The 24,626-nt window shown below is 72.5% G+C and carries 21 protein-coding genes; 7 read left to right on the plus strand and 14 right to left on the minus strand.

The features are described 5' to 3' along the window. The first annotated feature begins 9 nt into the window (after window positions 1–9). Window positions 10–744, plus strand: coding sequence for a hypothetical protein (locus NIE79_RS33105; RefSeq protein ID WP_238682306.1), 735 nt, complete (start codon window positions 10–12; stop codon window positions 742–744). 109 nt (window positions 745–853) lie between these two features. Here NIE79_RS33105 and folE read toward each other — a convergent pair whose 3' ends face one another. The 4 genes from folE to NIE79_RS33125 all read right to left on the minus strand — a co-directional run bounded on the left by folE (window position 854) and on the right by NIE79_RS33125 (window position 4,975). Next, window positions 854–1,471 (minus strand): GTP cyclohydrolase I FolE, encoded by a 618-nt coding sequence (gene folE, locus NIE79_RS33110; RefSeq protein WP_112674389.1) that lies wholly within the window; start codon window positions 1,469–1,471, stop codon window positions 854–856. A 34-nt stretch (window positions 1,472–1,505) separates the two neighbouring features. Next, a complete protein-coding gene (ftsH, locus tag NIE79_RS33115) occupies window positions 1,506–3,524 on the minus strand; it encodes an ATP-dependent zinc metalloprotease FtsH (RefSeq protein WP_238667228.1) in 2,019 nt (672 codons plus the stop codon). A 529-nt stretch (window positions 3,525–4,053) separates the two neighbouring features. After that, window positions 4,054–4,629, minus strand: a complete 576-nt coding sequence (hpt, locus tag NIE79_RS33120; RefSeq protein WP_238682307.1) for a hypoxanthine phosphoribosyltransferase — start codon at window positions 4,627–4,629, stop codon at window positions 4,054–4,056. 100 nt (window positions 4,630–4,729) lie between these two features. After that, window positions 4,730–4,975: a hypothetical protein gene (locus tag NIE79_RS33125; protein ID WP_238682308.1), complete on the minus strand. Its 246-nt coding sequence runs from the start codon at window positions 4,973–4,975 to the stop codon at window positions 4,730–4,732. 42 nt (window positions 4,976–5,017) lie between these two features. Here NIE79_RS33125 and NIE79_RS33130 point away from each other — a divergent pair, with 42 nt between their 5' ends. After that, window positions 5,018–5,980 carry a GlxA family transcriptional regulator gene (locus NIE79_RS33130; protein WP_238682309.1) on the plus strand — a complete coding sequence of 321 codons (963 nt, stop codon included), beginning with the start codon at window positions 5,018–5,020 and terminating at the stop codon, window positions 5,978–5,980. Between the two features lie 15 nt (window positions 5,981–5,995). Here NIE79_RS33130 and tilS read toward each other — a convergent pair whose 3' ends face one another. The 3 genes from tilS to dacB all read right to left on the minus strand — a co-directional run bounded on the left by tilS (window position 5,996) and on the right by dacB (window position 9,631). Then, a complete protein-coding gene (gene tilS / locus NIE79_RS33135; protein ID WP_238682310.1) occupies window positions 5,996–6,988 on the minus strand; it encodes a tRNA lysidine(34) synthetase TilS in 993 nt (330 codons plus the stop codon). Window positions 6,989–6,998: 10 nt separating this feature from the next. Beyond that, the gene (locus tag NIE79_RS33140; RefSeq protein ID WP_238682311.1) at window positions 6,999–8,069 is read right to left on the minus strand and encodes an Rv3626c family coenzyme F420 biosynthesis-associated protein; all 1,071 of its coding nucleotides are present in this window, start codon (window positions 8,067–8,069) and stop codon (window positions 6,999–7,001) included. Window positions 8,070–8,161: 92 nt separating this feature from the next. Next, window positions 8,162–9,631, minus strand: coding sequence for a D-alanyl-D-alanine carboxypeptidase/D-alanyl-D-alanine endopeptidase (dacB, locus tag NIE79_RS33145; protein WP_308193263.1), 1,470 nt, complete (start codon window positions 9,629–9,631; stop codon window positions 8,162–8,164). 527 nt (window positions 9,632–10,158) lie between these two features. Here dacB and NIE79_RS33150 point away from each other — a divergent pair. Continuing rightward, window positions 10,159–10,665 carry an inorganic diphosphatase gene (locus NIE79_RS33150; protein ID WP_109816465.1) on the plus strand — a complete coding sequence of 169 codons (507 nt, stop codon included), beginning with the start codon at window positions 10,159–10,161 and terminating at the stop codon, window positions 10,663–10,665. A gap of 31 nt (window positions 10,666–10,696) precedes the next feature. On the opposite strand, the gene eccD is transcribed toward NIE79_RS33150, so the two are convergent. Next, window positions 10,697–12,100 carry a type VII secretion integral membrane protein EccD gene (gene eccD / locus NIE79_RS33155; protein WP_238682313.1) on the minus strand — a complete coding sequence of 468 codons (1,404 nt, stop codon included), beginning with the start codon at window positions 12,098–12,100 and terminating at the stop codon, window positions 10,697–10,699. Window positions 12,101–12,201: 101 nt separating this feature from the next. Between eccD and eccCa the strand changes: the two genes are divergently transcribed. From eccCa to NIE79_RS33175, 4 genes are all read left to right on the plus strand, one after another. Further along, the gene (eccCa, locus tag NIE79_RS33160; protein WP_238682314.1) at window positions 12,202–16,182 is read left to right on the plus strand and encodes a type VII secretion protein EccCa; all 3,981 of its coding nucleotides are present in this window, start codon (window positions 12,202–12,204) and stop codon (window positions 16,180–16,182) included. A 74-nt stretch (window positions 16,183–16,256) separates the two neighbouring features. Then, the gene (mycP, locus tag NIE79_RS33165; protein ID WP_238682315.1) at window positions 16,257–17,597 is read left to right on the plus strand and encodes a type VII secretion-associated serine protease mycosin; all 1,341 of its coding nucleotides are present in this window, start codon (window positions 16,257–16,259) and stop codon (window positions 17,595–17,597) included. 52 nt (window positions 17,598–17,649) lie between these two features. After that, complete coding sequence (locus tag NIE79_RS33170) at window positions 17,650–18,441, plus strand: phosphatase PAP2 family protein (RefSeq protein WP_238682316.1); 792 nt, start codon at window positions 17,650–17,652, stop codon at window positions 18,439–18,441. 37 nt (window positions 18,442–18,478) lie between these two features. Continuing rightward, window positions 18,479–19,186: a phosphatase PAP2 family protein gene (locus NIE79_RS33175; RefSeq protein ID WP_238682317.1), complete on the plus strand. Its 708-nt coding sequence runs from the start codon at window positions 18,479–18,481 to the stop codon at window positions 19,184–19,186. A 20-nt stretch (window positions 19,187–19,206) separates the two neighbouring features. Here the strand turns inward: NIE79_RS33175 and NIE79_RS33180 are convergent, their stop codons facing one another. The 6 genes from NIE79_RS33180 to NIE79_RS33205 all read right to left on the minus strand — a co-directional run bounded on the left by NIE79_RS33180 (window position 19,207) and on the right by NIE79_RS33205 (window position 24,533). Next, the gene (locus NIE79_RS33180; RefSeq protein WP_238682318.1) at window positions 19,207–20,385 is read right to left on the minus strand and encodes a MarP family serine protease; all 1,179 of its coding nucleotides are present in this window, start codon (window positions 20,383–20,385) and stop codon (window positions 19,207–19,209) included. A gap of 63 nt (window positions 20,386–20,448) precedes the next feature. Continuing rightward, window positions 20,449–21,141: an NUDIX hydrolase gene (locus NIE79_RS33185; RefSeq protein ID WP_238682319.1), complete on the minus strand. Its 693-nt coding sequence runs from the start codon at window positions 21,139–21,141 to the stop codon at window positions 20,449–20,451. Beyond that, window positions 21,138–21,809: a TlpA family protein disulfide reductase gene (locus tag NIE79_RS33190; protein WP_238682320.1), complete on the minus strand. Its 672-nt coding sequence runs from the start codon at window positions 21,807–21,809 to the stop codon at window positions 21,138–21,140. Before NIE79_RS33190 ends, NIE79_RS33185 begins: the two co-directional genes overlap by 4 nt. Then, window positions 21,806–22,594 (minus strand): endonuclease III, encoded by a 789-nt coding sequence (nth, locus tag NIE79_RS33195; RefSeq protein ID WP_308193262.1) that lies wholly within the window; start codon window positions 22,592–22,594, stop codon window positions 21,806–21,808. Before nth ends, NIE79_RS33190 begins: the two co-directional genes overlap by 4 nt. A gap of 41 nt (window positions 22,595–22,635) precedes the next feature. Then, the gene (locus NIE79_RS33200; protein WP_238682322.1) at window positions 22,636–23,814 is read right to left on the minus strand and encodes a CapA family protein; all 1,179 of its coding nucleotides are present in this window, start codon (window positions 23,812–23,814) and stop codon (window positions 22,636–22,638) included. Window positions 23,815–23,825: 11 nt separating this feature from the next. Beyond that, window positions 23,826–24,533: an adenosylcobinamide amidohydrolase gene (locus NIE79_RS33205; RefSeq protein ID WP_238682323.1), complete on the minus strand. Its 708-nt coding sequence runs from the start codon at window positions 24,531–24,533 to the stop codon at window positions 23,826–23,828. Window positions 24,534–24,626: the final 93 nt, after the last annotated feature.

Genomic DNA, 24,626 nt, shown 5'->3' on the forward strand with positions numbered 1-24,626 from the left:
GTGGCGCGCATGGAGGGGGTCGAGGTGGATCCGAACGCGACGGTGACCGGGCCGGGGCGGCAGCGGGCCGCCGCGGCGACCGGGGACGCCCCACAGCGGGCCGTCGAGCCCAGCACGGCCTGGACGGAGTATCTTGCGGCCGCCCGCCAGCTGGACGGGGTACGCCGGAGCGCGGCTGCCGCCGCCGGGGAGCAGGTCCGGTCGGCGGAGGCCGCCCGGGAGGAGTTGACGGTGGTCCGTACCGGGCTGGCGACTCAGCAGGAACGGCTGCGCGAGTTGGGCGTACCGGCGATCTCCCTGGTGCCGTCGCCGCCGGAGCTGACCGAGGCGGCCCGGTCTATGGCGGGTGGTCCGGCGGCCGTGTTGGCAGCGCTGCGGACCGCGCGTGGTCGGGCCGAGGCGGCGGACGCGGCGCTGACCGCGCGCCGCCGGTTCCGGCCGGGGTCCTGGCCCGCCCGGGTGCGCAACCTCCTGGTGTACGGACCGTTTGCGCTGCTGGTGCCGCTGATCCAGGTCGTGGTTCTGGCGGCGACGGGGGTGGGACCGGCCACCGTGGCGGCGTTGATCTGCGGGCTGCCGATGCCGGCGGTCGCGTTCGTCGCCGGCTGGATCGGCATCGGACGGTTGTTCCGGGTCAGCCCCACCGAGCGGCTGGACCGTACTGTGCGTTTCGGCGCGTTGGTGTGCCTGGTGCCGGCGGTGCTGGCCACGGCCGGCCTGCTGTTGGCCCTGCTCGCCGGCTGACCCGCCGGGCTGAGAAGCTGTCGGGCCGGAACGATCCCGGGCGGGGTTCGGAAACGCAACGGCCGGCCGTCCCGGATGGGGTGTCGGCCGGCCGTGGTGCGTCGGAGTGTCAGCGGGGGATGATCAACGCCATCGCCTCGGCCCGCGACTTGGAGTCGCTCTGCAGGATGCCGCGTACGGCCGACGTGATGGTCTTGGCACCGGACTTCTGGATGCCGCGCATCGCCATGCACATGTGCTCGCATTCGAGCACGACGACGACGCCGCGTGGTGCGAGCTTGCTCATCAGCAGGTCGGCGACCTGCGAGGTGAGCCGCTCCTGCACCTGCGGCCGACGGGCGAAGACCTCGACGAGTCGGGCCAGCTTGGACAGGCCGGTGATCCGTCCATCGGGGCCGGGGATGTAGCCGATGTGCGCACTGCCCCGGAAGGGCAGCAGGTGGTGCTCGCAGAGGCTCATCACGTCGATGTCCCGGACGATGACCAGCTCTTCGTGGTTGGCCTCGAAGGTGGTGCTGAGCACCTGGGCCGGGTCGACCCGCAGGCCGGCGAAGAGTTCGGCGTACGCCCGGGCGACCCGTGCCGGGGTCTGCTGGAGTCCGTCGCGGTCCGGGTCCTCGCCGACCGCGATCAGGATCTCGCGGACGGCCTTCTCGATCCGGCCGAGGTCGACAGCGTCCTCGACGGGGCGGCCGGTCAGCTTGCCGCTGATCAGCCGCGCGGCCACGTAGTCCAGCTCGTCGTCGCCGTCGGGTCGTTGCTCAGTGCGTGCCGTCCGAGTTGTTGGACGGCGCCACGCCGCCGACCGACGCCTGCGCGCCGTCAGCCTGGGCCTGCGCCTTGAGCTTGTCCTTCTCCGCGGGGGTGAGAACTGGCGGCTCGGTGGAGGGCTGACGCTTGCCGAAGCCGTTGTACGGCGCCAGCGGCGGGCGCTTGACCACCCGGGAGCAGATCCGCGCCATGTCGGCCGTGGAGAGGGTTTCCTTCTCCATCAGCTCGAGCACGATGTTGTCCAGGACGTCCCGGTATTCCACCAGGATCTCCCAGGCCTCGTCGTGCGCCAGCTCGACCAGTGCCCGCATCTCGCCGTCGATCTCGGCAGCCACCGAGTCCGAGTAGTCCCGCTCGTGGCCCATGTTGCGGCCGAGGAACGGCTCGTCCCCGCTGGTGCCGTACTTGATCGCGCCGAGCTTGGAGCTCATGCCGTACTGGGTGATCATCGCGCGGGCCAGTTGAGTGGCCTTCTCGATGTCGTTGCCGGCACCGGTGGTCGGCTCGTGGAAGACAAGTTCCTCTGCGGCGCGGCCGCCCAGCGCGTACGCCAGGGTGTCGATCATTTCGGCACGGGTCTGGGTGTACTTGTCTTCGGTCGGGAGCACCAGGGTGTGGCCCAGCGAGCGACCACGGGACAGGATCGTCACCTTGTGCACCGGCGCGGCGTGCGGCAGCGCCCAGGCGACCAGCGCGTGGCCACCCTCGTGGTACGCGGTGATCTTCTTTTCGTTGTCGCTCATCACCCGGGTCCGCCGCTGCGGACCGGCGACCACCCGGTCGATCGACTCTTCGAGCGAGTCGTTGGAGATCGCCCGCTGCTCCTTACGAGCGGTGAGCAGGGCCGACTCGTTGATCACATTGGCGAGGTCGGCGCCGCTGAAGCCAGGCGTGCGACGGGCCACCGCGTCGAGGTCGACGTCGGGCGTGAACGGCTTGCCCTTGGCGTGCACCCGCAGGATGGCCTTGCGGCCCTCCATGTCGGGGGCGTCCACCGGGATCTGCCTGTCGAACCGGCCCGGGCGCAGTAGCGCCGGGTCGAGGATGTCCGGCCGGTTGGTGGCCGCGATCAGGATGACCCCGCCCTTGGTGTCGAAGCCGTCCATCTCGACGAGCAGCTGGTTGAGCGTCTGCTCCCGCTCGTCGTGGCCGCCGCCCATGCCGGCGCCACGGTGCCGGCCGACGGCGTCGATCTCGTCGACGAAGACGATCGCCGGGGCGTTCGTCTTGGCCTGCTCGAACAGGTCACGGACCCGGCTGGCGCCGACGCCGACGAACATCTCCACGAAGTCGGAGCCGGAGATCGAGTAGAAGGGCACCCCGGCCTCGCCGGCGACCGCGCGGGCCAGCAGCGTCTTGCCGGTGCCGGGCGGGCCGAACAGCAGCACGCCCTTCGGGATCTTGGCGCCCAGGGCCTGGTACTTGGCCGGGTTCTGCAGGAAGTCCTTGATCTCGTACAGCTCTTCGACGGCCTCCTCGGCACCCGCGACGTCCGCGAAGGTCGTCTTCGGAGTGTCCTTGGTGATCATCTTCGCTTTGGACTTGCCGAAGTTGAGCACCCGGGAGCCGCCGCCCTGCATCTGCGACATGAAGAACAGCAGCAGGAGCACGAGCAGCGCGATCGGCAGCAGGTTGACCAGCAGGCTCACCCAGATGCTGTCCGAGGAGACCTTGGCGTCGGCCGGGCCGGTGACCCGGTTGTTCGCCTTGGCGTCCAGCACCTCGTTCCAGATCTGGTCGCCAGCCTGGTACGGGAACTGGGCCTCGATCTTGTTGGTCTCGGTCTTACCGAACTTGGTCTTCTGGGCCAGGTCCAGCTGGAGCGTCTGCTCCTTGTCCTGGAAGACCACCTTGTTGATCTTGGCGGTGTGCAGTTGATCGAGCGCAACGGAAGTGTCCACGCGGTGGTAGCTGGGACCACTGGTGAACAGCTGACTGAGCACAACGGCGCCGAGGATGACCAGGATGATCCAGACCACCGGTCGGCGGAAGAAACGCGTACGTTCCATACTGTTGTCGAGCGCCGGGGCGCCCGCATCCTCCTGATCGACGTCCTGACCGTCTGATGGTGTCGCCGCGTTGAGCGGCGGCCGGAGCCGCCGTGCGGGCCGGCCTCGACCCCGAGGCGCGAAAACTACCGCGCCGCGGTCATTCGACGGTACACCGTGTGCGCGAGGAGTGAGCTTGCGAGCCCCGCAGTCGTGCACCATCAAAAGACCGCGTACGCCAGCAGCGAACCTGCGAGCCCCCGCACTCTGCGCGCCTTCGACATCGACGACACGCACCGTGGGCAGGCCCACCAGCCCCGCAGCCAACGTACGGCGAGTCCGGGTGGAAGCCGGCGTGGCGGGGAGTCCGGCTCGGCCACCCGAGCGCCCGGTCACGCGATCGAGAGGGTCGAGCGCGGAGAAACCTCCGGGCCACCGTGCTACACGGTAACCGCATCAGCTGAGAGCGCGCTGAACGTCGGCTTGATGGATGCCGATGCAATTCGGGCTCATGTCGACCGGCGGGCCGCTCCGACGGGTCGGGCCAGCGTCAGGAGCGGGCGTAGACCTCGGGCTTGAGCACCCCGACGTACGGCAACTCCCGGTAGCGCTCAGCGAAGTCGAGGCCGTACCCGACCACGAACTCGGTGGGGATGTCGAAGCCGACGTACTTCACTCCGACCGGCACCTTCACCGCGTCCGGCTTACGGAACAGGGCGACCACCTCGACGCTCGCCGCCGAGCGCGACTCGAGGTAGCGCAGCAGCCAGGAGAGCGTGAGCCCGGAGTCGACGATGTCCTCGACGACGATCACGTGCCGACCGGCGATGTCCCGATCCAGGTCCTTGAGGATGCGGACCACCCCGGAGGAGGTGGTGCCCTGGCCGTAGGACGAGATGGCCATGAAGTCGAGCTCCGCCGGCGGGCCGTTGCGGCCCAGCGCCCGGGCGAAGTCAGCCATGAACATCACCGCACCCTTGAGTACGCACACCAGCAGCAGTCCGTCGCCCACGTGGGCGTAGTCGGCGGAGACCTGCTTGGCCAGTTCCGCCGTCTTCTCGCGGATCTGCGCCTCAGAGATGATCACGTGGTCGATGTCGGCGTCGTACCAGGAGCCGTCAGCCATGACTCCTAGCCTGCCGTACGTCGGATGGCCTCCGTCGGCGGGGCCGCACCTTTTGGCGCGGTCCCGCCAAGGATTTTCTACGCAAACAACGCTAATCACATCAGTTGGTGCGTGACCGCCAGCGACGGCCATCGTCACTCGGCTTCCAGTCGGCCGAATCGTGGCTGTCGACGGTGAGGCCGGCCGCCGAGGCGGCGACGAGCAGGACGAGGAACAGGAGGAAGAACAGGAACTCCATGGCGGCGCTCGCTTTCGCATGATTGCTGTCGGTTTCGCCGCCGGTGCGCACCGGACTGAGACCAGTCTGCGCCCTGATGAAGCGACCGGACAGTGGCAGGAATGCCATTGGTCATCGATTTACTGCCACCTGTCGGGTTACCCTCGTCACATGCTGCGGTCCGTTGCCGTCCTCGCCCTCGACCAGGTCGCTCCCTTCGAGCTCGGCGTACTCGCCGAGGTGTTCGGCACCGACCGGACAGCCGACGGTTTTCCCGCCTACCGCTTCCAGGTGTGCAGCCCGGACGGCGCACCAGTGCGTACCTCGTCCGGTTTCCACCTCACCCCGCACGCCGACCTCGGCCCGGTCGACGAGGCCGACCTGGTGGCCATCCCCGCGCACAGCCAGGGCACCACAGTCCCCGGTCCGGTGCTCGACGCGCTACGCCGGGCCGACGCCCGCGGCGCGCACCTGTTCAGCGTCTGCTCGGGAGCCTTCCTGCTCGGGGAGGCCGGGCTGCTCGACGACCGCGAGTGCACGACCCACTGGCGGTACGTGGACGAGCTGCAACGCCGGCACCCCCGCGCCCGGGTGCGCTGCAACTCGCTCTACGTCCAGGACGGTCGCCTGCTCACCAGCGCCGGCACGGCGGCCGGCATCGACGCCTGCCTGCACCTGATCCGCCAGGAGCACGGCTCGGCCACCGCGACCCGGCTGGCCCGGCGGATGGTGGTCCCGCCGCACCGCGACGGCGGTCAGTCCCAGTACGTCGAGGCGCCCATCCCGAAGGCCCCCGAGGCACCCACTCTGGAACCGGTGCTGGAGTGGCTGATGGGTCACCTGGACCGGACGATCACGGTGGAGGAGTTGGCCGCCCGCGCCGGCATGGCGCCCCGCACGTTCGCCCGCCGGTTCCGCGCCGAGACCGGCACCACCCCGCACGACTGGCTCACCAACCAGCGGGTGCTGCTCGCCCGGCGGCTGCTGGAGGAGACCCCGTTGAGCGTGGAGGCCGTCGCCGACCAGTCCGGCTTCAGCGACGCCGCCGCGCTGCGCCACCACTTCAGCCGTCGGGTCGGTGCCACCCCGCACAGCTACCGGACCACCTTCCGGGACCGGGCGCACAGCAGCTGAGACCGGCCGGTCAGGTCAGGCGGGGCGCACCGAGGCCAGTCGGCCGTCGCGGCGGAGCACCCGGACACCGCCGGGCAGGTCCGCCGGGCCCTGACCGCGCCAATCGGTGACCAGGGCGTCCAGGGCGGCGACGTGCCGATGCGACAGGGCACCCGGCAGCGCGCCCAGTTCGCGGGCCCAGGAGTGCAGCACCCGGCCGCGTACGGCGGGAACCAGGCCGAGCAACGCCGGCACGGACAGGCCGCCGTCGGGGCACCGGGCCGCCGCCAGCGCCGTCCCCGCCAACTCGTCGAGTGCGGCGTTGTCGGCGGCCACCAGCCGGGCGGTACGCGCGAGGTTGTCCACCACGCCCGGCCCGAGCGCCCGCACCAACGCCGGCAGCAGTTCGGCCCGCACCCGCGACCGGGCGTACGACGGGTCGGTGTTGTGCGGGTCCTGCCACGGGCTCAGCCCGAGCACCGCGCAGGCGGCGCGCGTCTGCTCCCGACCGATCTCCAACAGCGGGCGCAGCAGCGGCACCCCGCCCAGATCACGCCGGGCGGGCATCCCGGCCAGTCCTCGAGGGCCGGCGCCCCGGGCGAGCGCGAGCAGTACCGTCTCCGCCTGGTCGTCACGGGTGTGCCCGGTGAGCACCGCGACGGCGTTCTGCTGCCGGGCCGCCTCGGTCAGCGCCTGGTAGCGGGCCTCGCGGGCGGCCGCTTCCGGCCCGCCCGGACGCCCGGCCACCTCCACCCGGACCACCGTCGCCGACCCGAAGCCGGCCCCTCGCCCCCAGGTGGCCACCGCCTCGGCGCGCTCCGCGGAGCCGTCCTGCAGGCCGTGGTCGACGGTGACGAGCGCTGCGGCGCGGCCCAGCCGAGGCGCCACGAAGACGGTGGCCGCCGCGAGCGCGAGCGAGTCGGCGCCACCGGAGCAGGCCACCAGCACCGGACCGCCGGACGGCAGACCGGTCAGAGCGCGGCGGACCGCCACCCGGATCGCTGCCACCGGCGGGGCGAGCGCGGCCACCGGCGGGTGGTCAGCCAGCGGCCGGGATGGTGCCGGCCGGGCCGTGCACCCGGGCGACCCAGGCGTCCGGGTCACCCAACTCCGACAGTCGCGGCAGGGTCAGCGGCGAATTGAAGATCGAGTTGAACCCGTCCATGCCGACGCGTTCCACCACCCCGTGCACGAACTTGCGTCCCTCGGCGTACTGGCGCATCTTGACGTCCACCCCGAGCAGCCGGCGGATCGCCTTCTCCAGCGGGTTACCCGCCTCCCGGCGTCGGTTGAACGACGCCCGGATCCGCTCCACGCTCGGGATCACCTGCGGGCCGACGCCGTCCATCACGAACTCGGCGTGCCCTTCCAGCAGGGTCATCAACGCGGTGAGCCGGTCCAGGACGGCCCGCTGTGCCGGGGTCTGCACGATGTCCAGCACGCTGGTGCGGCTCTCCGGGTCACGGACCGCCTCGGACAACGTGGCCACCCCGCGCCGCAACCGCTCCACCAGGTGCTCACTTCCACTGGACGAGGCGTCGACGAACGCCTGCACCTCGCTGAGGAAATAGGCCCGCATCCACGGCACGGCCGTGAACTGGGTGCGGTGGGTGACCTCGTGCAGACACACCCAGAGCCGGAAGTCCCGAGGGTCGGCGCCGAGCTTGCGCTCCACCTCGACGATGTTCGGTGCGACAAGCAGCAACTGGCCCGGATCGGCCGAGAAGACCTCGTACTGGCCGAGCACCCGGCCGGAGAGGTAGGCCAGCACCGTCCCGGCCTGCACCCCGGTCAGCCGGGACCCGATCGCCTCGGTCAACGCGCCCGGTTGCTTGTCGCCGGAGAGCCGACTCACCAGCGGAGTGATCACCTCGCGGAGACCGGCGATGTTGGTAGCGGCCCAGTCGCGGCGATCGACCACCCGCACCGGCGGATGCGACACCTGCGCCCGCAACCCCGTGTAGTCGGCCACGTGCCCGGCCGCCTCGTCGGTCAGCCGACGCAGGTCGCCGACCACGTCGGTGGCTTCGGCGTACGACACGCGAGGGCCAGACTTGCTCAACGCCCCCGCCGTGGCGGCGGCCAGATCCCAGTCCACGAACTGCGCCATGGACCCACCGTACCCGCGCCGCGACACCCCGGCCCGGGCTCGCGCCCTCGATAGACACCGATGGCGACGGCCTCACCCCGAACCGGCGACGGTCAGCCGCAGCCGCAACCGGCCAACGCGGCGGCGATCCGGTCCAGTGCCGGCTGGGCGGTGTCCCGGTCACCCGGCACCTTGTCGGTGAGCACCGCGAAGGTCAACAGCCGACCATCGGCGGTGGTGACCAGGCCCGCGATGGAGTGCACGCCGGTCAGGGTGCCGGTCTTGGCCCGGACGCTGCCCGCGCCCGCCGCGGTGCCGGCGGCGGTGCGGTAACGCTCGTTCAGGGTCCCGGACCAACCCCCCACCGGCAGGCCACCGAAGACGCCGGCCAACTCCGGGTGGTCCGGGCTGGCGGCCAACCGGACCAGATCGGTCAGCAGCGAAGGGCTGATCCGGTTGAGACGGGACAGGCCGCTGCCGTCGGAGACGCTGATCTCCTCGGCGGGCAGGCCCAACTCCGCCACCTCGGCGTCCATGGCGGCGGCCCCGCCGTCGAAGGAGGCGGGCTGACCACGGGCCAACGCGACCTGCCGGGCGAGCGCCTCGGCCACCAGGTTGTCGCTCTCACTGATCATGACGTCGACCAGCCGGATCAGCGGCGGAGACTGCACCACGCCCAGCTCGGTACCTGGCACCGGGCTGGCACCGGCCGCCGCCTGAGGCGGGGCCGTGCCACGCTTCACGGCGTCGGTCGGCACCCCGAGCAACCGGGCGAACGCCTTGCCTGCGGCCAGGTCCGGCTCGGCGAACCGCGGGGCGGACCCGTGCTCGACGCCCGGGTCGGTACGCGCGCCGTCGGTCATCAACGCGGTCACCGCGCCGCCCGAGCCGCCGGTGGGGATGTCGTCGTCCCAGCCAGGGCCGTAGACCGGGCCGGAGTAGACCGAGCCGTCGACGACGATGCTGGTCGGGGGTGTGCCGCCGAGCGCGGTACGCACCTGGGCGGCCAGGTCGTCGAGACGCGCCGCACCCGGGTAGTAGCCCTTCTTGTTGATCGCGAGGGTCGGGTCGCCACCTCCGACGATGACCACCTCGCCGGCCTTCGCACCGGCCACCACACGAGTGGGGATCCGGTAGCCGGGCCCCCGGGCCGCCAGCACGGTCACCGCGGTCGCGAGCTTCGTCACCGAGGCGGGGACGGTGCCGTCGTCCGCCCCCTTGGCGAACAGCGTCTGACCGGTGATCACGTCGGCGACCGAGACGTTCACCCGGTCGCCGAGGACGGCGACGCCGACCAGCGGATCGAGCACGGCACGAACCCCGTCCGGGGTGGGCACCGGGGCGTTCGAATCCGGGCCGCCCAGCACGTCCGACGGGGCGGGTTCCGGCGTCACGCCGACGGCGTTCGGCCCGGACCCGGCGTCGTCGCCCAGCCACCCGGCGACCGGGCCGGGACGGGTGATCACGACGCCGATGCTGGCGAGCACCAGCAGGAGCACGGCGGCCAGCACCACCGGCAGCCGCCTCCGGCGGCGCGGTGCGGCGGGCGCGGGTGCGGGTGCGGCATCGGCGGGTGCCGGCAACGCGGAGATCGGCGGGCCCACCGGGGGGACCCCGCCGGGGCCGGTCGGCCCGGGACCGAACGACGGGCTGAGCGGCGCAGGGCTCACCGGGACCGTGGCACTGCCGCGCGGCGGGCCGCTCACCGGTTGCTCACTGCCGGCCACCGGGAAGTGACCGGTGTTCGGAGCGGGCGACGCCGACCCGGTCGGCGGGCGCCAGGGCAGCGGCGGAGGCCGCTCGGGCACCGTCTCCGGTGCCGGGGCCGGTGCTTCGGGAGCCCGTGGGAGGTGCGCCTCCGGCACCGGGACCCGCCCCTTGGCACTGCCGGAGCCGGATCGTCCGGTACCGTGCGCGGAGCCCCCGTCCGGGCGGTAGTGTGAATCTTCCCTCCCCACGACCCCCTCCTCCCCCAGCGAAAATCGGCTTGGGTGACACTACTTCGGTCCGAAGACTATGCGGCGGCCGGAGTCGGCGGGTGGGCATTCACCTGTCCGGAGGGCCGCCAGTGGTTCCGTTAGCCAGCGTGGGCAGACGAGGGAGCGTGCAGATGGATTTCGACGTGACGGTTGAGATCCCCAAAGGTCACCGGAACAAGTACGAGGTGGACCACAAGACCGGCCGGATCCGGTTGGACCGCACCCTCTTCACCTCCACCCAGTACCCGGCCGACTACGGGTTCATCGAGGGCACCCTGGGCGAGGACGGCGACCCGCTGGACGCCCTCGTGCTGGTCCCCGAGCCGACCTTCCCGGGTTGCCTGATCCGCTGCCGCACCATCGGCATGTTCCGGATGACCGACGAGAAGGGCGGGGACGACAAGGTCCTCTGCGTGCCCTACGAGGACCCCCGCCAGGAGCACCTGCGCGACATCCACCACCTGGGCGAGTTCGACCGCCTGGAGATCCAGCACTTCTTCGAGGTGTACAAGGACCTGGAGCCCGGCAAGTCGGTGGAGGGCGCGACCTGGGTCGGCCGCACCGAGGCCGAGGCCGAGATCCACGCCTCCTACCAGCGGGCCAGGGACGCCGAGGCGCGCGGCGAATCCGCCCACTGACGACCGCTGACGCACCGGGCCCGAGGGTCGCTCAACCGAGCAACCCTCGGGCCCGGTCGTACAGGTCGAGCACCGCGCAGGCGATCGGCACCACGGCGACCACCAGGGCCGTGTCGGTGAGGTCCGCGATCCTCCCGAGGTATGGCGAGACCGGCCGACGGGCGTACCCGGTGCCGCTGGCGACCGCCACCAGGGCCAGTGCCGCCCCGCCCAGGACCAGCACCAACCGCCCGGTCTCGTCGGCCCGGCCGACCAGCACCGCGCCCAGCGCCGCGTAGCCGGCCAGCCCGGCGAGCACCGTGGGCACCCGGTGTCGCAGCGCCACGAACAGCCGCGACCGCAGCAGCAGCACGGCCGAGGTGACCGCCACCAGCACCCGACCGGCAGTGCCACCGGCGACCACGAGTACGACAGCTGTGGCCACCACCAGCAGCGCGTGGCCGATCAGCATTCCGGTGAGCATCTCCTCGGTGCGGATCACCGCGGCGAGCACCCGGCCCCGGTCCGGTAGATCCCGGACCCGCTCCGGCTCCTCAGCGGACGTGGCGGCCGGCAGGGTGATTGGCGGCAGCGGCAGCTTGCCCAGCCGGATGGCCAGCAGCGGGATCACGCCGACGGCGAAGACCAGTGCGCTGAGCAGCACCGCCGCCGTACCGGCCGTGGTCATCAGCAGCCCACCGAGCGCGGCCCCCGCGCCGATCAGGCCGACGGTGACACCCGCCACGAAGACCCGCAGCCGACTGGCCACCCCGAGGAGACCGATCAGCGCCACCAGCAGCAGCGCGACCGAGCCGGCCAGCAGTTCGGGGGCGCCCACCCAGCGGGCCGGCCCGATCGGCCCGACCGGGTCGCCGGAGCCGACGGCCAGGGCACCTGCCGTGAACGCGTAGGGCAGCGCGTAGCCGCCGAGCGTCGCCCCGGCGGTGCCGTCGCCGTTGGCGCGGGAGGCCACGCCGCCGGCGACTGTGAGCACCAGCGCCACCGCGACGGCCGCCAGCCAACCGGCCCGGTGCGTCGGGCCGCCGGCGAGCAGCGCGAGCAGTCCGACCGCGAGCGGTACGGCGGCACCGGCCAGACCGGCTGCCCGGGTGGCGGTGGGCGACCAGGCGCCGCCGCGGCGGCGAGCACCGTCGGCGATCGCCTCGATGACGTCGTCGTACTCCAACTCGGGCCAGTGCGCGCGGGCCGGCACGAGGTGCAGCACCTCACCGTCGCGGACCCCCTGCGGCAGCAGCGCCTGTGCGGTCACCAGCAGCGCCCCGTCGGTGCGGCGGAGCACCCAACCGCCGTGCTGCTCGCCGTCGTCGGCCAGCCCGACGCCGGCGTGCCGGAGCAAGTCGGGCAGCAGTTCAGCCAGGGGCACCTGCTCCGGCAGGGCGACGTCCACCCGTCGTTGCGGCGCGCTGATGGTGACGCGTGCCAGCCCGGTAGTCATCGACTGGTCTCCATATCGACTGGGATCGGAGGCTGCGCGGACGACAGGACTTTACCTACCATGAGCCAGGCTCGGGTTACCCAGCGCTGTCAGGAGGCCGAGTGTCCACCGTCGTCATCAAGCGCCCACCGCGCCGACCAGCGCCGGAGATTCCCGCCGGTGAGCTGTCGGTCGACGCACCGCCGGAGATCCCCGTGGTGACCGGCGGGCGGTGGCAGCAGCTGCTCATGCTGCTGCCCATGCTCGGCGGCACTGTGGCGATGGCGATGATGTTCGGCCGGGGCGGCGGGGCCTACTCGTACGTGGTGGGCGGCATGTTCGGGCTCTCCTCGTTGGCGATGCTGGTGACGTCCTGGGGCAGCGCCTCCGGCACCCCGAAGAAGTCCGAGATGATGGCCGCCCGCAGGGAGTACCTACGCCACCTGGCCACGCTGCGGCGGCGGGTCCGGCGGACCGCGGGCCAGCAACGGGCCGGGCTCTACTACCGGCACCCGGATCCGGGCCGCCTCTGGTCGACTGTGGACAGCCACCGGGTCTGGGAGCGGCGCCCCGCCGACCCGGACTTCGCTGTGGTGCGGGTCGCCGTCGGGCCGCAGACACTGGCCACCCCACTCGTCCCACCGGTCACCCGGCCGCTGGAGGAGCTGGAGCCGATGACCGCCGGCGCGCTACGCCGCTTCCTGGACGCGTACTCAGTGGTGCCGGACCTGCCGGTGGCGCTGTCGCTGCGCAGCTTCGCCCGGGTGCACGTACGCCCCGCCGGCCGCGGCCGGGCGACCACCCCGACCACCGGCGGGCCACCCACCGGCGACCCGGCGGTACAGGCGCTGGTCCGGGCCGTGCTGACCCAGCTGGCGGTCTTCCACGCCCCCGACGAGCTGCTCGTGGCGGTCTGCGCCGGGCCGGAGCGCCGCGCCTGCTGGGAGTGGGTGAAGTGGCTCCCGCACGCCCACCACCCCGGCCGCACCGACGCGCTCGGCCCGATACGCCTGGTCACCAGCTCCGCCGCCGAGTTGGAGTCGCTGCTGGCCGACGTGCTGGCCACCCGGTCCCGGTTCAGCCCGGCCGGCCCGGCCACCGACGGCCCGCACGTGGTGGTGGTCCTCGACGGCGGCGACCTGACCGGTGCCAGTGACCTGACCGGCGACGGCGGCATCGACGCGGTGACAGTGCTGGACCTGGACACCCCACCGCCCCGACTGCTGGACCGGTACGCGCTGCTGCTGGAGTTGCACGGCCGACGGCTGCACTCGCGGTCGTCCGACGGGCACGCCGAGGTGGGCACCGCCGACCAGTTGGACCTGGCCGACGCCGAGGCTGTCGCCCGACGGTTGGCGCCGCTGCGGCTCGCCGGCGCGGCCCGCGGACCGGACGCCCCACTCCAGGCCGACCTGGGCCTCCCCGAGTTGCTCGGTCTGGGTGACCCGGAGAGCTTCACTGCGGAACAGGGCTGGTTGCCGCGCTCGGCACGGGATCGACTGCGGGTGCCAATCGGAGTGGGCGCGGATGGCGGCGCCATCGAGCTGGACCTCAAGGAGTCCGCCCAGGACGGCATGGGTCCGCACGGCCTGCTCATCGGGGCGACCGGCTCCGGCAAGTCCGAGCTGCTCCGCACGCTGGTGCTGGGGCTCGCCGCCACGCACAGCTCCGAGCAGCTCAACTTCGTGCTCGTCGACTTCAAGGGTGGCGCGACCTTCACCTCGTTCGACCGGCTGCCGCACACCGCGGCCGTGATCACCAACCTGGCCGACGCGTTGCCCCTGGTCGACCGCATGGTGGACGCGATCAACGGGGAGTTGGTCCGCCGCCAGGAGTTGCTGCGGCGCGCCGGCAACTTCGCCAGCGTGCGCGACTACGAGCGGGCCCGGGCAGCCGGCAGCCCTTTGGCACCGCTGCCGTCGTTGCTGCTGATCTGCGACGAATTCTCGGAGCTGCTCTCCGCAAAGCCCGACTTCATCGACCTGTTCGTGCAGATCGGTCGGCTGGGCCGCTCGCTCGGCGTGCACCTGCTGCTCGCCAGCCAACGCCTGGAGGAGGGCCGGCTCCGCGGGTTGGACACCCACCTCTCGTACCGGATCGGGTTGCGCACCTTCTCGGCGCTGGAGTCCCGGACGGTGCTCGGCGTGGCCGACGCGCACGAGCTGCCCCGCTCACCGGGCCACGGCTACCTGCGTGCCGGCACCGACCCGCTGGCCCGGTTCAAGGCCGCGTACGTCTCCGGTGCCGTCCGCCGTCGGGCCGCGCCGGGCGGCGTCGCCGCCGAGGGAGGCGCGCGGCTGCTCACCTTCACCACCCACGTCGTACCGGTGCCCGAGCCGGCCGTCCCGGTCGTGCCCGTCGTGGCGGACGAGGAGGGCGGCAGGACGCTGCTCGACCTGCTGGTGGACCGGCTCGTCGGGCAGGGCCCGCCGGCACACCAGGTCTGGCTTCCGCCGCTCGGCCAGCCGCCGGCCCTGGACGAGCTGCTCGGTCCGGTCGAGGTGCACCCGAAACGCGGGCTGACAGTGGGCAACCCGGAGTTGCACGGGGCACTCGGCGTGCCGATGGCGGTGGTGGACAAGCCGTTGGAGCAGCGCCGGGACCTGCTCTGGCTGGCGCTGGACGGCGCCGCCGGGCACGTAGCGGTGGTCGGTGCGCCGCAGAGCGGCAAGTCCACAGCCCTGCGCACGCTGATCTGCGCGCTGGCACTCACTCACACACCGGCAGAGGTGCAGGTCTACTGCCTCGACTTCGGCGGCGGCGGGTTGGCCGCGCTGCGCGACCTTCCGCACGTCGGCGGGGTGACCGGCCGCGCCGACCCGACCGCCGTACGACGCACCGTCGGCGAGATGACCACCCTGCTGGTCGACCGGGAACGCCGCTTCGCAGAGCTGGGCGTGGAGTCGATGGCCGCGTACCGGCAGCGCCGAGCGGCAGCGGGGACGGCCAGTCAGCCGGGCGCCGACCCGTACGGCGACGTGTTCCTGGTGATCGACGGGTGGAGCACCATCCGCGGCGAGTACGACGACCTGGAGCCACTCGTCACCGACCTGGCCACCCGGGGTCTGTCGTACGGGGTGCACGTGGTCGCCACCGGGCTGCGCTGGATGGATTTCCGCCCGGCGATCCGGGACCTGTTCGGCTCCCGGCTGGAGCTGCGCCTCGGGGACCCGACCGACTCGCTGGTGGCCCGGCGCGCGGCCGCCAACGTTCCCGAGCGCTCCGGCCGAGGGGTGACAGCTGAGGGCCTGCACTTCCTCACCGCGCTGCCTCAGCTCGGTACCGGTGGAGACACCGCCGACCTGGTCAAGAGGGCCGCCGACGGGTGGGCGGGCGCTCCGGCGCCCCGGGTGCGGCTGCTCCCGCCGGTGCTGCCGTACGCCGATCTGGACCTCACCTCGACGACCGGGCTGCGGCTGCCGATCGGGATCGCGGAGGCGGACCTGCGTCCGGTGCTGCTCGACTTCGCCACCGAGCCACACTTCGTCGTCTTCGGGGACTCGGAGTGCGGCAAGTCGTCGTTCCTGCGCGCGCTGGCCACGTCGATCATCACGCGGTTCACTCCCGAGCAGGCCCGGGTGATCCTCGTCGACTACCGGCGCAGCCTGCTCGGTGCCATCGAGACGCCACACCTGATCGGGTACGGCACCGCGGCGGCACACACCGCCGACCTGGTCGAGTCGGCCGCCGGTTACCTGGAGCGGCGGGCTCCCGGGCCGGAGGTCACCCCGCAGCAGCTGCGGGACCGGTCCTGGTGGTCCGGGCCGGAGCTGTTCGTGCTGGTGGACGACTACGACCTGGTGGCGGCGGGGCCGGCGAACCCGTTGCGCGCGCTGGAGGACCACCTGCCGCACGCCCGGGACATCGGGCTGCACCTGGTGCTGGCCCGCCGGTCCGGTGGGGCGAGCAGAGCCCAGTACGAGCCGATCGTGCAGCGCCTGCGGGAGCTGTCCACCGCCGGCCTGGTGATGGCGGGCAGCCCCGAGGAGGGGGCACTCGTCGGGCCGGTGCGACCCGGACCGCTGCCGCCGGGGCGTGGTCGGCTGGTCACCCGGCGGGAGGGCGTACGCCTCGTTCAGCTGGCGCAACTGCCGCCGCAATGACCTGACTCGCCGGTTCTTCCCGTGACGGGTGGGGAAACCGGTAATCTCCGATCGTCATGGTTCCGTCGGGATGAATGGCTGGGGATGTGACTGGGGTGCGGTACAGCGGTCCGTCAGCGGCCCGACGGGCGACCGGTCGGGCGCTGCTCGGCGTGGCCGCGGCGCTTGCCGTCGTGGCCCCGACCGCGGCAGCCGTGCCCGTCGCCGCGTCCACCAACGGTGGACAGCTCGCCGGCGCGCCGATGGCGTTCGCCCCCGGTGACGCCGTGGCCCGCACCGATCAGGTCCGCGACGAGCAGTGGCAGCTCGACGAGTTGCAGGCCGAGACGGCGTGGCGCAGCTCGACCGGCCGGGGCGTGACGGTGGCGGTGATCGACTCCGGAGTGGACGGCAACCACCCCGACCTGGTCGGCCAGGTGTTGCCCGGCAAGGACCTGGTCGGCCCCGGTGGCGCGCCAGGCCCGGATCCGGTGGGTCACGGCACCACTGTCGCCGGCCTGATCGCCGGGCGCAACGACGACAAGCGGGGTGTGGTCGGCCTGGCGCCGGACGCCCGGATCCTGCCGGTCCGTGTGCTGGACGAGGAGAACCGGTACGACGACGCGCTGATCGTGGCCCAGGGGGTCCGCTGGGCTGTCGACAACGGCGCCCGCGTGATCAACCTGTCGCTGGGCGGCAGCGGCGACAGCCCGGCCCTGGCCGCGGCCCTGGACTACGCGTTCGTGCGGGACGTTGTCGTGATCGCCTGCACCGGCAACCTGGCCACCTCCACCAGCACCAAGGTCTGGTACCCGGCTCGGGAGCCAGGTGTGATCGCGGTGTCCGGTCTCGAACGCAGCAGCGACAACATGTGGTCCGGCTCGATCACCGGCCGGGCGACGGTGCTCACCGCTCCCGCCAGCGGGTTGGTCGGCGCCAAGCCTCCCGGCGGGTACTGGCGGGTGCAGGGCACCAGCTTCGCCGCACCACTGGTGGCGGCGACCGCCGCACTGGTCCGGTCCCGCTATCCGCAGATGCCAGCGGGTGAGGTGGTCAACCGGTTGTTGGCCACCGCCCGGGACCTGGGCCCCACCGGGCGGGACGACCGCTTCGGGTACGGGGTGGTCGACCCGGTGGCCGCGTTGACCGCTCAGGTGCCGCCGGTGACCGCCAACCCGCTGGACGACCAGACGTCGCCGGGCGTGACCGGTTTCGGTCCGGCGCCCGGCTCGGTCGACGACGATCCGGTGGCCGGTGCCGGTGCCGATCCTCTCGGTCTCGCCGCATCCGGTCAGCAGAGCCGCTGGACGGCTCGGGCGGCGGGCGGTCAGGACACCTCAGCTCCGCAGCAACTGTGGACCACTGTCGTGCTCCTCGTCGCTCTGGTCTGCGGTGCGTCCCTGATGGTGCGCCGGCTGCGTCAGCGGACCCGTTGATCAACGCCGACCGGCAGGCCTGAGCGGCTGCCCGGGCGGGTAGAACGGACCCATGAGTACGCACCGGCCGCCCACCCTCGCCCGCACCGGCCAGCCGTCCTGGCGGCACCGCCGATTCGACAGGGATCGCGCGCTGGGTCTGCGGCTCACTCTCGCCGCGACGGCGGCGTTCCTGCTGCTGGTGCCGTTCGCGCTGCTCACACTGCTGGTGCTCGGCGCCTGGGCACCACTGCACCGGCTGGACACGGCGGTCACCGACGCGCTGCACGGCTACGCCCAGGATCACCCGGCCTGGGTCGTGCTGATGCGGGTCTGGACCGAGGTGTTCGCACCGATGCCGCTGCGCGCCGTCGCTCTGCTGCTGGTGGTCTGGCTGCTGCGCCGGGGGGCCCGCAGGCTGGCCCTCTGGGCGGCCACCACAATGGTCGTCGGCGGGTTGGTCGGTCCGCTGCTCAAGTTGCTGGTCGGCCGGGACCGGCCGGAGTTGTTGGACCCGGTGGCCCGGGCCGCCGGTTACTCGTTCCCCTCCGGGCACGCGTTGAACGCCACCCTGGCCGCCGGGGTGCTGCTGCTGGTGCTCCTGCCGTACGTCGGGCGGGGGGCGGCGCGGGCCGCGCTCTGGGTGGCGGCGGTCCTGCTCACAGTGGTGACCGGGCTGAGCAGGGTGACCCTCGGCGTGCACTTCACCAGCGACGTGGTGGGTGGGTGGCTGCTCGGTGTGGCGGTGGTCGCGGCCACCACCGCCGCGTTCACCAGTTGGCGGGCACACACCGGTCTTCGACCGGTCCGGCCGACCCGCGACGGCGTCGCTCCTGAGGTCGAGCGGCACCCGGGAGCGGCCTGAGGAGTGACGACGAGGTCGGCCGGGTACTGGCCGACCCATGTCCGAGACCGCGCTCCAGATCGTCCGGCGGGTACTGCTGCCGGTGTCCCTCCTGCTCGGGCTCATGGTGCTGCTCGGGGTGCTGGTCACCCGGGTGTTCGCCAGGACCTGGCCGTTCACCGTGGAGGACGCGGTGAACCGGGAACTGGCCGCCGACCGCACCGGCGACTGGAACAACGTCTCGCTGGTGTTCAGCACTCTGGCCAGCACCCAGATGATCGTCGTGGTCACCGTGCTGGTGGCGTTGGCGCTGCGGCTCTGGCTGAAGCGTTGGCGCGAGCCGCTGTTCCTGTGCGCGGCGGTGACCGCCCAGGCGCTGGTGTTCCTGCTGACCACGCTGGCGATCGACAGGCGGCGGCCTGCGGTCGAGCACATGGACGTCTCGCCACCCACGTCGAGCTTTCCGTCCGGGCACACCTCGGCGGCGGTGGCGCTCTACGTCGGCATCGCCGTGCTGCTGGCGCTGCGGGCACGGAGCACCGGCGCGAAGGTGGCCTGGTGGACGCTGCTGCTGATGGTGCCGCTGGGCGTGGCGATGACCCGGATGTACCGGGGAATGCACCACCCGAGCGATGTGGTGGCGTCCTTCCTCAACGGCGGCACGTGCGTCGCGATCATGGCCCGTGCCGTGCTGGACCGAGGGCTGCGGTGGGGCCGGGCGAAGCTACCGACCGTCGGGCGTCGCCCCCTGCCGGCCCAGGGCTGAGCCGACCCTCGCAGCGACGCTCAGGTGCACTCGCCGGTGGCGACCTGCCGGTTGCGTTCGGCCCCGGCCAACGCCACCGGGCGGGCCTCGGCCGCCGTCACCGCGAAGCCGGTGTTCGGGTCGTCGGACGCCGCCGCGAAGATCACGCCAAGCACCAGGCCGTTGGCGGAGAGCAGCGGACCGCCCGAGTTGCCGCTGCGCACCAGCGCCCGGATCGTGTAGATCTCCCGGGTCACCTCGCTGGACGAGTAGATGTCCGGGCCCTTGATCCGGTCGACGTCCCGGACCCGCGCCGACTGCGCGTTGTACGGGCCGTCGAGCGGGAAGCCGAGCACGATGGCGTCGGAGCCGCTGCCCGCGTTGCCGGCGGCGAACCGCAGGGACGGCCCGGGCAGCCCGGGCACGAGCAGCACCGCCAGATCCCGGTTCGGGTCGTAGACCACCACCTTGCCGTCGTACCGCTCGCCGCCCAACTCCACGGCCACCGAGCGGGTGCCGGCCACCACGTGCGCGTTGGTCATCACCCGGTCGTCCGCGTACACGAAGCCGGAACCCTCGATCCGGCGTGAGCAGCTGGGCGCGGAGCCGAGCACCTTGACGACCGACTGCTGACCGCTGACCACCACCTGCGAACCGGCCAGCGCCGGGTCCGGCGGGTCGACCTGCCGGGCCCGGGTGGGCGCGAGGTCACCGAAGACGTCCGGGAACCCGTCGGTGTCGACGGTGTCCTCCAGCGCCGTGGACAGCTGGTGGGCCTGCTCCGGCAGGACCTGGTTGACCACCGTTATCAACGCGCTGTTGCGGACCGAGGCGGCGAGCCAGGGCACCGAGGACGAGCCGAGCGGCACGGCGACCAGCCAGGCGAGCAGGAGCACCGCGAACAGCGAGACGAACGCCCCACCGACGTCGTCGGCCCGTTTGCCCACGTCGCTGGTGATCGTCTTGCGCAGGTGCGAGCCGAGCCAACCGGCGAGCGCCTGCCCGACCACCGCCAGCCCGAAGATGGCCACCAGCGAGATCAGCACGCGGGTGCCGGCGTCCACGAACTGTCTGGCGAACAGCGGCCCGAGCTGGAGACCCAGCAGTAGACCCAGGAAGAAGCCGGACAACGACGTGACGCCGATGACGAAACCCTGGCGGTATCCGCTGATCGCGAACACGAGCATGAGCAGCAGCAGGACGAGATCCACGACGGACACGGGTCAAGCGTACGGGCAGTGTGCCCGCCGGATGACCATCGCTTGCGGATGGTGACCGTGCGGTCAGCGCAGGGCGTTCTCGTCGGCGTCGTCGGTGCCGGCGGACGGGGCCGGTGTCGCCCGGGTCGGCGGAAGCTCCACCACCCGGTCGCGTGACCACGGACGGGCCCAGCCGCCCATTTCGAGCAGGGTGGCGAGCACCCCGGCGGTGAAGCCCCAGACGAGCATCCCGCGGGCCGAGAACGCCGGCCCGATCCAGCCGCTCGGGTGGCGGACCTGCAGGCGGTTGGCCGGATCGACCAGCTCGCTGACCGGCAGCCGGGCGACGTGTGCCACCTCGGCCGGCTCCCGTGGGTGCACCGGGTGCGGGTCGTGCCACCAGGCCAGCACCGGCGTGACCACGAAGTCGCTGACCGGGATCCACAGCTTCGGTAGCTCGGCCAGCACTGTCACACTGGCCGGGTCGAGGCCGACCTCCTCGTTCGCCTCGCGCAGGGCGGTGGCGCGGACGTCGGCGTCCTCCGGGTCGGCGGCACCCCCGGGAAAGGCCGGCTGGCCGGCGTGGTTGCGCAGGGTGGCGGCACGTTGCAGGACCAGAACGTCGGGACTCGCGCCGGGCTGCTCACCGAGCAGCACCAGCACGGCGCTCTCCCGACCGCCTTCGGCCGGGGTGGTCAGCCGGGTGAAGTCCTCGGCGCGGGCGGTGCCCAGCCGGGTCAGCAGCGGCTCGATCCACTCGGGGGGCCGACGGGTCACGCCGGCACCGCCAGGCCGAGGTGCTGGCGGACCAGCTTGGCGAGCGTGGTGTCGTCGAGAGCGCCGCTGGCGTCGATGTGCCGGACCTGACCGTCGGCGCCGACGAAGAGGGTCAGCGGAATGGCGTTGCGCTTCAGCTCGCGCTGTAGCGCCTCGCCCTGGTCGACCAGCATCGGGAACCGGACGCCGAAGTCCTCACCGATGGACTGGGCACCGCTGCGGCTGTCCCGGCTGTTGACCCCGACCACCTGGAGCTGGCCTGCGGCCCGCTCGCTGAGGCGCTGGAAGGCGGGCAGCTCCTTGCGGCACGGCGGGCACCAGGAAGCCCACACGTTGATCACCGCCGGCCCGGCCACCTCCCGCAGCACGACGGGGGCGCCGCCGGTGAAGCAGGAGAGCGTCAGCTCCGGCAGCGCCGACCCGCCAGCGGCGGGGGCCGTCGTGCCGGACGTGCCGGGCGAGGCGGGGGTAGCCGTTGTGGGAGTCGCCGTGCCGGAGCCGGGCGTCGTGGCGGTGGGCGCCGTGCTCAGCGTGGCGCAGTCCCGAAACGGGGACGGTCGCTCAGCGGCGGCCGGACGGGGAGCTGGCTCGTCGTCGACCGTGCCGCTGGTGCAACCGGCGACCGCCAGCAGCAGCGGCAGGACGGCGAGGGCGAGGCGGTGGTTCACGGCACCTCCGCCGTGATCGCCTGCGCCGGCACCAGCTCCGGGTCGACCCCTGCGGCCACCGCGAGGTCGCGCGCCCGAGGGCCCTTGAGCAGCTTGGCGGCGGCCGCCGGCTCGGTGGGGCCGGTGCCGTACGACGGGCAGAGCTTCGCGAGGGTGCAGGCGCCGCAGGCCGGCTTGCGGGCGTGGCAGACCCGTCGCCCGTGGAAGATGATCCGGTGCGAGAGCATGGTCCAGTCGCGCTTGTCGTACAGCGCGCCGATCGCGTGCTCGATCTTGACCGGGTCGGTCTCGGTGGTCAGCCGCCACCGGTGGACCAGCCGCTGGAAGTGCGTGTCGACGGTGATGCCCGGGACGTCGAAGGCGTTGCCCAGGATCACGTTGGCGGTCTTGCGGCCGATGCCGGGAAGCGTCACCAGGTCGACGAGCCGGCCCGGAACCGCGCCGTCGTACCGGTCGAGGAGCGCCTGACCGAGCTTGAGCAGTGAGTCGGTCTTGTTGCGGTAGAAACCGGTGGGCCGGATCAGCTCCTCCATCTCGCCCCGGTCGGCGCCGGCGTACGCGGCAGCGCTCGGGTAGCGGGCGAAGAGCTTCGGGGTGACCTCGTTGACCTTCTTGTCCGTGCACTGCGCGGACAGGATCGTGGCGACGGCCAACTCCAGGGCGTTGGAGTGGTCCAGCTCACAATGCGCGTCGGGATGCGTCTCGGTCAGCACCCGACCGATCTTGCGGGCACGGCGTTTGCGCCCGAGATCGGTCTCGCTGGCACCGGGAGGGCTACTGGTCACGACGGTCAGCCTACGTCGCACCCCGGACGCTCCTCGTCGGGTCAGCCGCCGGTCGGCGGCGAGATCTTCCCCTGGCCGTCGAGGCGAGCGCCGCCCTTCGGGAAGTCGGCGCGGCTCACCTCGGTGACCAGGCCCAGGCCCCGGTCGTCCGGGTCCATCGTCGGCTTACCGGCGGAGTTCATGTAGGTGGAGGCGAACGAGCCGCCGGCCCAACTGCCGTCCGGCTTGAGCGACACCTTCAGCACCCCGCCCCAGCCGAGGCGGCCGGCGTTGCTCAGCGAGTTGCCGCCGCCGGCGAAGTTGCCCAGGCTGTACGCGATCAGGCGCCCCTGGTAGAACTCCATCCCGCGCAGCACGTGCGGGCCGTGCCCGACGATCAGGTCGGCGCCAGCGTCGATCATGGCGTGTGAGAACTTCACCGGGTCGCCCCGGTTCTCGCCGAGGAACATCTCGGTGCCCGGCTTCACCCGGGTCTTGTCGGCGCCCTCGCCACCCATGTGCACCTGCACCACTACCAGGTCGGCCATGGTGGCGGCCTTGGCGACCACCGCCTTCGCCTTGTCGATGTCGACGAGGCTGTTGGACCACACGTACGACGAGAAGCCGGCGACGGCGACCTTGACGCCCTTGACGTCGACCACCGTGATCTCGTTCGGGGCACCGGTGTGCTCCAGGTCGTACTTCTTCAGCGCCTTCTGGGTGTTCTCGTAGCCCTTGGGGCCGTAGTCGTACCCATGGTTGTTGGCCTGGTTGAGCACGTCGAAGCCGGCGTCACGCAGGTGGGCGGCGTACTCCGGCGGGGCGCGGAACTGGAAGCAGCGGGTGGAGTTCGCCCCGCACTTACCGGTGCCGGTGTCGACAGTCAGCGGCTCCTCCAGGTTGCCCATCACCAGGTCGGCCTTGAGCGCCTCGGTGACCGAGGTGAAGAAGCCCTTACCGCCGGCCGCGGGCAGCCGACTGGGCGCGTTGCCCATGATGATGTCGCCGGTGGCGGAGAGCGAGATCGCGCCACCCTGACCGGACGACGCCGGCGCTGTGGCCTTCGGGCCGGCCGTGGAGACCGGCGCGCCGGTGCCACCACCTCCCGCGCCGGGCTGCCAGACGGGCGCCTCACCGCCGGAGTCGGCACAGCCGGCCACGAGAAGGGCGGCCAGCAGCGCGGCGAGGCCGAGGGCGACGCGGCGGCGCGGGCGGGACGCGAGGGGGGCGGGAGCATACATCGCCCGCGACCCTACCGGTCGTTAAACGCGCCGACGACAGCCGATCGGTTGGACTTTGCGCCCCTGAGCTGGTCGGACCACGGCACGACCGGCCGGGAACCACCGGCGAGCACCGCCGCGTGCACCGCTCGGGCGAGCGGGGCGCCCCAGGTGGAGCGCGGCCCGCCGTACGCCGCCTCCGGCCCGTCCACCGGGCAGAGCACTGTGACAGCGTCGGTGGGCGTGCCGGTCCCCGGCACCCCCAGCTCGGTGATCGCCTGGGTCTTCGCCTCGGTCGCGGTGGCCACCGCGTTGACCAGCGCCGAGTCGGCGAGCCGGGCCGGCACGTACACCACGATGTTGACAGTGCCGACGTGTTGGGTGAGCGCGGCCGGCGTCGGCGCGGCCGCGGGCACCGGCGTACCGAGCCCGACCGTTGCCCAGGCCCGCACCCCGGCGTCGGTTCGCGCCACCACCTCTGTCACATCGACGCCGGTCAGCAAACCAATCCCGGGCCCGTCGAGGGCCAGCTCGGCGGCGAGCGAAGCCAGGTGCGCCGCGGGGTCCTCCCGGTCGTACGACATCGGCACTGTCGCGTTCACCACCCACCGCCGGACCCCGATGCCACCGCCCAGCGGGGCACTGCTGACCGCCCGCAGGGGCACGTCCGCGCGCCAGACGAGCAGCGGGACGTGGTGCCCGTCCTCGGCGCGGCTGGTCAGAGTCGGCTCGCTCAGCACGTCGGGCAGGTTACGCCCACCGATCAAGATTCCAGGGGCGACCTCTGATTCATGCTCACGTGCGCCTAGACTTGGCGGCGCGCGAGGGGATCA

This window comes from Micromonospora trifolii, from assembly GCF_022229005.1.
In the GTDB taxonomy this organism is placed as follows: Bacteria; Actinomycetota; Actinomycetes; order Mycobacteriales; family Micromonosporaceae; genus Micromonospora; species Micromonospora trifolii.

What these genes read in the sequence shown, in the direction of transcription:
- NIE79_RS33105 (WP_238682306.1), top strand. Translation starts at nt 10, where the DNA reads ATGGAGGGGGTCGAGGTGGATCCGAACGCGACGGTGACCGGGCCGGGG.
- ftsH (WP_238667228.1), bottom strand. Translation starts at nt 3,524, where the DNA reads ATGGAACGTACGCGTTTCTTCCGCCGACCGGTGGTCTGGATCATCCTG.
- hpt (WP_238682307.1), bottom strand. Translation starts at nt 4,629, where the DNA reads ATGGCTGACGGCTCCTGGTACGACGCCGACATCGACCACGTGATCATC.
- NIE79_RS33125 (WP_238682308.1), bottom strand. Translation starts at nt 4,975, where the DNA reads ATGGCATTCCTGCCACTGTCCGGTCGCTTCATCAGGGCGCAGACTGGT.
- NIE79_RS33130 (WP_238682309.1), top strand. Translation starts at nt 5,018, where the DNA reads ATGCTGCGGTCCGTTGCCGTCCTCGCCCTCGACCAGGTCGCTCCCTTC.
- NIE79_RS33140 (WP_238682311.1), bottom strand. Translation starts at nt 8,069, where the DNA reads ATGGCGCAGTTCGTGGACTGGGATCTGGCCGCCGCCACGGCGGGGGCG.
- NIE79_RS33150 (WP_109816465.1), top strand. Translation starts at nt 10,159, where the DNA reads ATGGATTTCGACGTGACGGTTGAGATCCCCAAAGGTCACCGGAACAAG.
- eccD (WP_238682313.1), bottom strand. Translation starts at nt 12,100, where the DNA reads ATGACTACCGGGCTGGCACGCGTCACCATCAGCGCGCCGCAACGACGG.
- mycP (WP_238682315.1), top strand. Translation starts at nt 16,257, where the DNA reads ATGGCTGGGGATGTGACTGGGGTGCGGTACAGCGGTCCGTCAGCGGCC.
- NIE79_RS33170 (WP_238682316.1), top strand. Translation starts at nt 17,650, where the DNA reads ATGAGTACGCACCGGCCGCCCACCCTCGCCCGCACCGGCCAGCCGTCC.
- NIE79_RS33175 (WP_238682317.1), top strand. Translation starts at nt 18,479, where the DNA reads ATGTCCGAGACCGCGCTCCAGATCGTCCGGCGGGTACTGCTGCCGGTG.
- NIE79_RS33200 (WP_238682322.1), bottom strand. Translation starts at nt 23,814, where the DNA reads ATGTATGCTCCCGCCCCCCTCGCGTCCCGCCCGCGCCGCCGCGTCGCC.